This window comes from Streptomyces sp. NPDC054847 (genome assembly GCF_053610925.1).
On the sequence record NZ_JBSGZJ010000460.1, the window covers coordinates 1 to 5,647 of the forward strand.

3 protein-coding genes and 1 pseudogene are annotated in these 5,647 nt (G+C 71.3%); 2 read left to right on the plus strand and 2 right to left on the minus strand.

Annotation, left to right across the window (positions count from 1 at the left end):
• Positions 1–125 precede the first annotated feature (125 nt).
• Entirely contained in the window at positions 126–1,349 is a 1,224-nt protein-coding gene (locus ACWGH4_RS30060; RefSeq protein ID WP_453466464.1) for a class I SAM-dependent methyltransferase, read from the minus strand.
• 363 nt (positions 1,350–1,712) lie between these two features.
• On the opposite strand from ACWGH4_RS30060, the pseudogene ACWGH4_RS30065 reads away from it, so the two are divergent.
• Both ACWGH4_RS30065 and ACWGH4_RS30070 read left to right on the plus strand, forming a co-directional pair.
• Positions 1,713–2,058, plus strand: a pseudogene (locus ACWGH4_RS30065) (ADP-ribosylglycohydrolase family protein); the annotation flags it as partial.
• Positions 2,059–2,164: 106 nt separating this feature from the next.
• A complete protein-coding gene (locus ACWGH4_RS30070) occupies positions 2,165–2,560 on the plus strand; it encodes a nuclear transport factor 2 family protein (RefSeq protein WP_441265394.1) in 396 nt (131 codons plus the stop codon).
• A 169-nt stretch (positions 2,561–2,729) separates the two neighbouring features.
• On the opposite strand, the gene ACWGH4_RS30075 is transcribed toward ACWGH4_RS30070, so the two are convergent.
• Entirely contained in the window at positions 2,730–5,558 is a 2,829-nt protein-coding gene (locus ACWGH4_RS30075; protein ID WP_453466466.1) for a DEAD/DEAH box helicase, read from the minus strand.
• Positions 5,559–5,647: the final 89 nt, after the last annotated feature.

The window sequence follows — 5,647 nt, forward strand, 5'->3', positions numbered from 1 at the left end:
GGACCGGCCCGGGAGGGGTGGGCCATGGGCGGCCGGCGGCGGTTGGGCAAGCGTTCTCCGGCCAGCCGACCCGGCCCGCCCAGGCCCACCCGGCTCGGCGCCCCCGGCCGCCCCCGTGACCCCGCCTACCCCGCCGTCCCCTGCGCCGGCTTGGTGAGCTGGAGCTGCTGTACGTCGAGTAGTCCGGACCGGAAGCCTGCCTCCGCGTGCGCCAGGCAGAAGTGCCACAACCGTCGGAATTGCCCGTCGAAGCCGAGGGCACCGGCCTCGGCGGCCCGGGCGGTGAACCGCTCGCGCCACAGCCTCAGCGTCTCCGCGTAGTGCGCGCCGAACGCGTCCCGCGCGGTGACGCTCATCCCGGTGAACCGGCCGGTGAATTCCTCCAGCGCCCGGGCCGAAGGCAGCGGCCCCGCGGGACAGATGTACTTCTCCGCCCAGTTCTCTGCCGCACGGGAACCGGGCACCCGCTCCTGCGGCATCGTGACGGCCTGGAGAGCGACCCGCCCGCCGGGCGCGAGCAGCCGGTCCAGCGTCATGAGGTACTCCGGCCAGAACCCGGCGCCCACGGCCTCGACCGTCTCGACACCCACGATGGCGTCGTACCGGCCGAGCACCCGGCGGTAGTCCCGCAGCAGGACGGTCACCCGGTCACCTGCCCCCGCCTCCCGTACGCGCCGCGTGGCGAGTGCCTGCTGTTCGGCGGAGTGCGTCACCGCCAGGACGCGCGCGCCGCGGGCGGCGGCCCGTATCGCGAGCTCGCCCCGGCCGCTGCCCATCTCCAGCAGCTGCGTGCCGGGGCCGACGTGTGCCAGGTCGAGGAGGCGGTCGATCTTGCGATGCTGGGCGGCGGAGAGCAGTTGGTGCTCCGCGGGGAATCCCCGGAAGAGCGCGCAGGAGTAGGTCAGCGTCTCGTCGAGGAAGAGGGCGAGCAGTTCGTGGGCGGCGTCGGCCCGCGCGGCCTTGGGGGTGCGGTGGCGCGGGCCGGGCTCCCCGGTCCGCCGGGCGCCGCGCGTCCGCTCCAGCGGCTCGGGGAACAGCGCGTCGGCGTTCTCGGCGAGCACGGTCAGCACACCGACGAGGTCGCCCGCGTCCCACTCTCCCGCCGTGTAGGACTCCTTGAAGCCGGCGAGCCCGTTCGCGCCGGTGCGGCGGAAGAAGGAGTGCGGATCGCGTACCTCCATCAACGGTCCGCCGCGGCCAACCGGTTGCGCGGTTCCCGTGAGCCGTATCCGCAGCGGCAGCCGGCCGATCGTGTGCCTCATGCGCCTTTCCGCTGCCGCCGCGCGCAGCCAGGAGGACTTGGGTAGGCGGGCGACGTCCGGTCGGCGGCGCGGGTCGACGGACGACATTCGCGGGGTCGCGGAAATGACGGGCACGCTCACTGGAGACCCTCCTGCGGAAGATGGCGGTGACGGGGCGAACGTGCGGTCCGCGCGGACGGGGTCCGTAGCCGTGCCTCCGCAGACCGGCCCGGACGGGAAGAAGTGGACCGTCCGGCCACCCCGTTGCCCGTCATGGCCCTGCGCCTGCGCCGCACCGTCGTCCCCACTCCCCACCGGGCCGGCCTCGCGCCGTCCTCAGCTCCTATTCGCGGCCGGGGATTCCATGGATTGGTGTCCGGCAGAATCTTTCACCGACCGGCTGCGGACTTCCTGCTCGTGCCAACTGGCTTGTCCGCCGCACAGCCTGACGGGACGACGGACGAACACCTTGTGGCCCGCACGAGCCGCGCCATAGGTGCCGTCGTGGGCTCCGCTGTCGGCAACGCCTTTGGGGGCGCCCTTCGAGTTCGGCGAACCGGGCGTGTACCGGGCGCACTTCCCCGACGGCGTCGGCGAGATACGCGGAGGCGGCGGCTGGGATCCCGGCGGGGCCACGGACGACACGCAGATGGCCGTGCTGGTAGGCGAATCGCTCCTGGAGCACGGCGGACCTCTTCCGACGCTTCCAGCGCTGGGCGGCGGGCGGACCCAAGGACATCGGAGCGCGGGCCGCCGGGCGACCATGGACGCTGCCCGCCGTATCGCGGCCCTCACCCACGGCGACCGGGCGGCCTGGGCGGCCTCGCCGTCGCCCTGGCCGGGAGCCCGTCCGTGGACAGCCCGTAGGACCCGGCGGATGATGGACGAAAAGGGAAATTCAGTGACGGAAGGTGTGGATCACCATGTCCGAGCACCCGGACTGCGCCCTCGTCCGCCAGGGTTACACAGCCTTCGTCTCCGGCGACATGGAAACACTCGGCAACCTGATGACGGCCGACGCCGTGTACCACGTCCCGGGCCACAACCCGCTCTCCGGGCACCACAAGGGCCGCGAGGCGATCCTCGACCTGTTCCGGCGTATGGGCGAGGAGACCGACGGAACCATGCAGATCCAGCTCGAGGCGGTGCTCGCAGACGGGCGCGGACATGTCATGTCCTTCCACACCGTCCGGGCCGACCGCGGTGACCGGGGGATCGAGATCCGCGAAGGACTCTTCTTCACCGTCGTGGGCGGCAAGGTCACCGACATCGACGCATGCACGGAGGACCTCGACGAGATGGACGCCTTCTGGAGCTGACGGCCCGGACTGCGCCCCTTGGAGCTGACGACCGAGGCCGCGGCCGTCCAGCGGTCCGGCCGTTCACGTGCGCGGCCGCCCGACCCGGCACGTGGACGGCCGGGTGGACTGCCCTGTCAGGACCGCAGCAGTCGGCCCACCCCGGACCGGTCACACTCAAGACCTGACGTCAGCCCACCGAGCTGTACGCCACCACGCCGCGCAGCAGCGCGTCGACCGCCTTGCGGGCGTTCTTCGCCACGGTGCTGTTCTCCCGGGGCGCGGCCGCCGCGATCTGGCCGAGCACGTCGATGACCTGCTTGCACCAGCGCACGAAGTCGCCGGCCGGCATCCCGACCTCGCCGAGCACCTCGTCGAGCCCCTTGTCGGAGGCCCACTGGTGGGCGGCCCAGGCAAAGCCGAGGTCCGGTTCCCGCTGTCCGACGCCCTCCGCCTGATTGATCCTGAACTCCTCCTCCAAGGCGTCCAGCCTGCCCCAGATGCGGACCATCTCGGCGAGGGCGACCTTCGCCCTGCCGGCCGGGACCTTGGGCGCCACCGCATCGTCCGACTGTCGCGCCTCGTACACCAACGCGGAGACGCAGGCGGCCAGTTCAGCCGGGTTCAGTCCCTCCCAGACGCCTTCGCGCAGGCATTCGCTGGCCAGCAGGTCCAGCTCGCCGTAGAGCCGTGCCAGGCGCTTGCCGTCCTCGGTGACCTCGTCGCCGCGGAGGTAGTCCATCTCCGTGAGGAGGGCCACGATCCGGTCGAAGGTCCGCGCGATGGTGTTCGTGCGGCCCTCGATACGGCGCTCCAACTGGCGGGTGTCGCGCTGGAGACGGAAGTACCGCTCGGCCCAGCGGGCGTGGTCCTCGCGTTCGTCGCAGCCGTGGCAGGGGTGGGCGCGCAGTTCGGCGCGCAGCCGGGAGATCTCACGGTCGTCCGCGGCGGCGGACCGCCGCTTGCCGTGCCGCTCGGGCACGATGTGCCCGGCCTTGGTGCGCAGCGCGGAGGCGAGGTCCCGACGCGACTGCGGGGAACGGGGGTTGAAGGACTTCGGGATGCGCATCCGCTCCAGCGCCTCGACCGGCACGGGGAAGTCGATCGACGCCAGCCGCTTGACCTGCCGCTCGGAGGTGAGGACCAGCGGCCGCGGCCCGTCGTGGTGCTCGAGGCCGCGGTGGCCGTTGGTGCGGCCGGCCGGCAGCCCCGGGTCGAGGACCAGTGCCAGCCCGGCGAACTTGCCCGTCGGGACATGGATGACGTCGCCCGGCTTGAGCTTCTCCAGTGAGGTCGCGGCGGCGGCCCTGCGCTGCGCGGCGCCCTGCTTGGCCAGCTCGGTCTCGCGGTCCTTCAGCTCGCGGCGCAGCCGTGCGTACTCGGTGAAGTCGCCCAGGTGGCAGGTCATGCCCTCGCGGTAGCCCTCGAGGCCTTCCTCGTTGCGCTGCACCTGCCGGGAGATACCGACGACGGACTTGTCCGCCTGGAACTGCGCGAACGACGTCTCCAGCAGTTCCCGCGAGCGGTGCCTGCCGAACTGCTGGGTGAGGTTGACGGCCATGTTGTACGACGGCTTGAAGCTGGAACGCAGCGGGTACGTCCGCGTGCCGGCGAGCCCCGCCAGCGCCTCCGGGTCCATCGCCCGCTGCCACAAAACCACCGCGTGGCCTTCGACATCGATGCCGCGGCGCCCGGCACGGCCGGTCAACTGGGTGTACTCGCCGGGAGTGATGTCCGCGTGCTGCTCGCCGTTCCACTTGACGAGCTTCTCCAACACCACGGAGCGGGCGGGCATGTTGATGCCCAGGGCGAGAGTCTCCGTGGCGAACACGGCCTTCACCAGGCCCCGTACGAACAGTTCCTCGACGACTTCCTTGAAGGTCGGCAGCATGCCGGCGTGGTGTGCGGCGATGCCCCGCTCCAGGCCCTCCAACCACTCGTAGTAGCCGAGGACATGGAGGTCCTCGCCGGGGATCGAGGCGGTCCGGTCCTCGACGATCTCGCGCACTTGTCTGCGCGCGTCCTCGTCGTTGAGCCGCAGACCGGCGTACAGGCACTGCTGTACGGCGGCCTCGCAGCCCGCCCGGCTGAAGATGAACGTGATGGCGGGGAGCAGTCCCTCGGAGTCGAGCCGGTCGATGACCTCGGGCCGGGCGGGGGTCCAGATGCGGCTGCGCTGGCGCCGCTCGCGCTCCCGGTCGGCCTCGCGCACCATCTTCCCGCGGCGCCGGTCGCGGGGGTTGTAGGTGCGGCTGTTCTCCATCCTGGCCAGCCGTACGAGGTCGGGGTTGACCTCGCGGCGGGCGACCCCGCGGCCGCCGTGGTCGGTCTCCTCCTCGAAGAGGTCGTACATCCGCCGTCCCGCGAGGACGTGCTGCCACAGGGGCACGGGCCGGTGTTCGGAGACGATGACCTCGGTGTCGCCGCGGACGGTGTCGAGCCAGTCACCGAACTCCTCCGCGTTCGACACGGTCGCCGAAAGTGACACAAGGGTCACCGACTCGGGGAGGTGGATGATCACTTCCTCCCAGACGGCGCCGCGGAACCGGTCGGAGAGGTAGTGCACCTCGTCCATGACGACGTAGCCGAGGCCCAGTAGCGACTGGGAGCCCGCGTACAGCATGTTGCGCAGCACCTCGGTGGTCATGACGACCACCGGAGCACCGGAGTTGACGCTGTTGTCGCCGGTCAGCAGCCCGACCTTCTCGGCGCCGTAGCGCTTGACCAGGTCGGTGTACTTCTGGTTGGAGAGCGCCTTGATGGGCGTGGTGTAGAAGCACTTGCGGCCCTGCTCGAGGGCGAGGTGGACGGCGAACTCGCCGACGATCGTCTTGCCCGAGCCGGTAGGCGCGGCGACGAGCACGCCCTTGCCCGCCTCCAGGGCCTGGCATGCCTCGATCTGGAAGGGATCGAGGTCGAAGTCGTACAACGCTCGGAAGGGGGCCAGCGCAGTGGCCTCCTCGGCGGCGCGGACGCGGGCGGCGGCATAGCGCTCTGCGGGAGAGAGGTCCTCGGTCATCTTGTTCACGAGCCTACCCGCCACCTCTGACACTGAGCGGATCTTTAATCGGACGAGAGCACCTACCGCTTGGAGTACCCGCGCGGGCC

Coding starts and splice junctions, on each gene's coding strand:
- ACWGH4_RS30070 (WP_441265394.1), top strand. CDS start 2,165: ATGTCCGAGCACCCGGACTGCGCCCTCGTCCGCCAGGGTTACACAGCC.
- ACWGH4_RS30075 (WP_453466466.1), bottom strand. CDS start 5,558: ATGACCGAGGACCTCTCTCCCGCAGAGCGCTATGCCGCCGCCCGCGTC.
- ACWGH4_RS30060 (WP_453466464.1), bottom strand. CDS start 1,349: ATGTCGTCCGTCGACCCGCGCCGCCGACCGGACGTCGCCCGCCTACCC.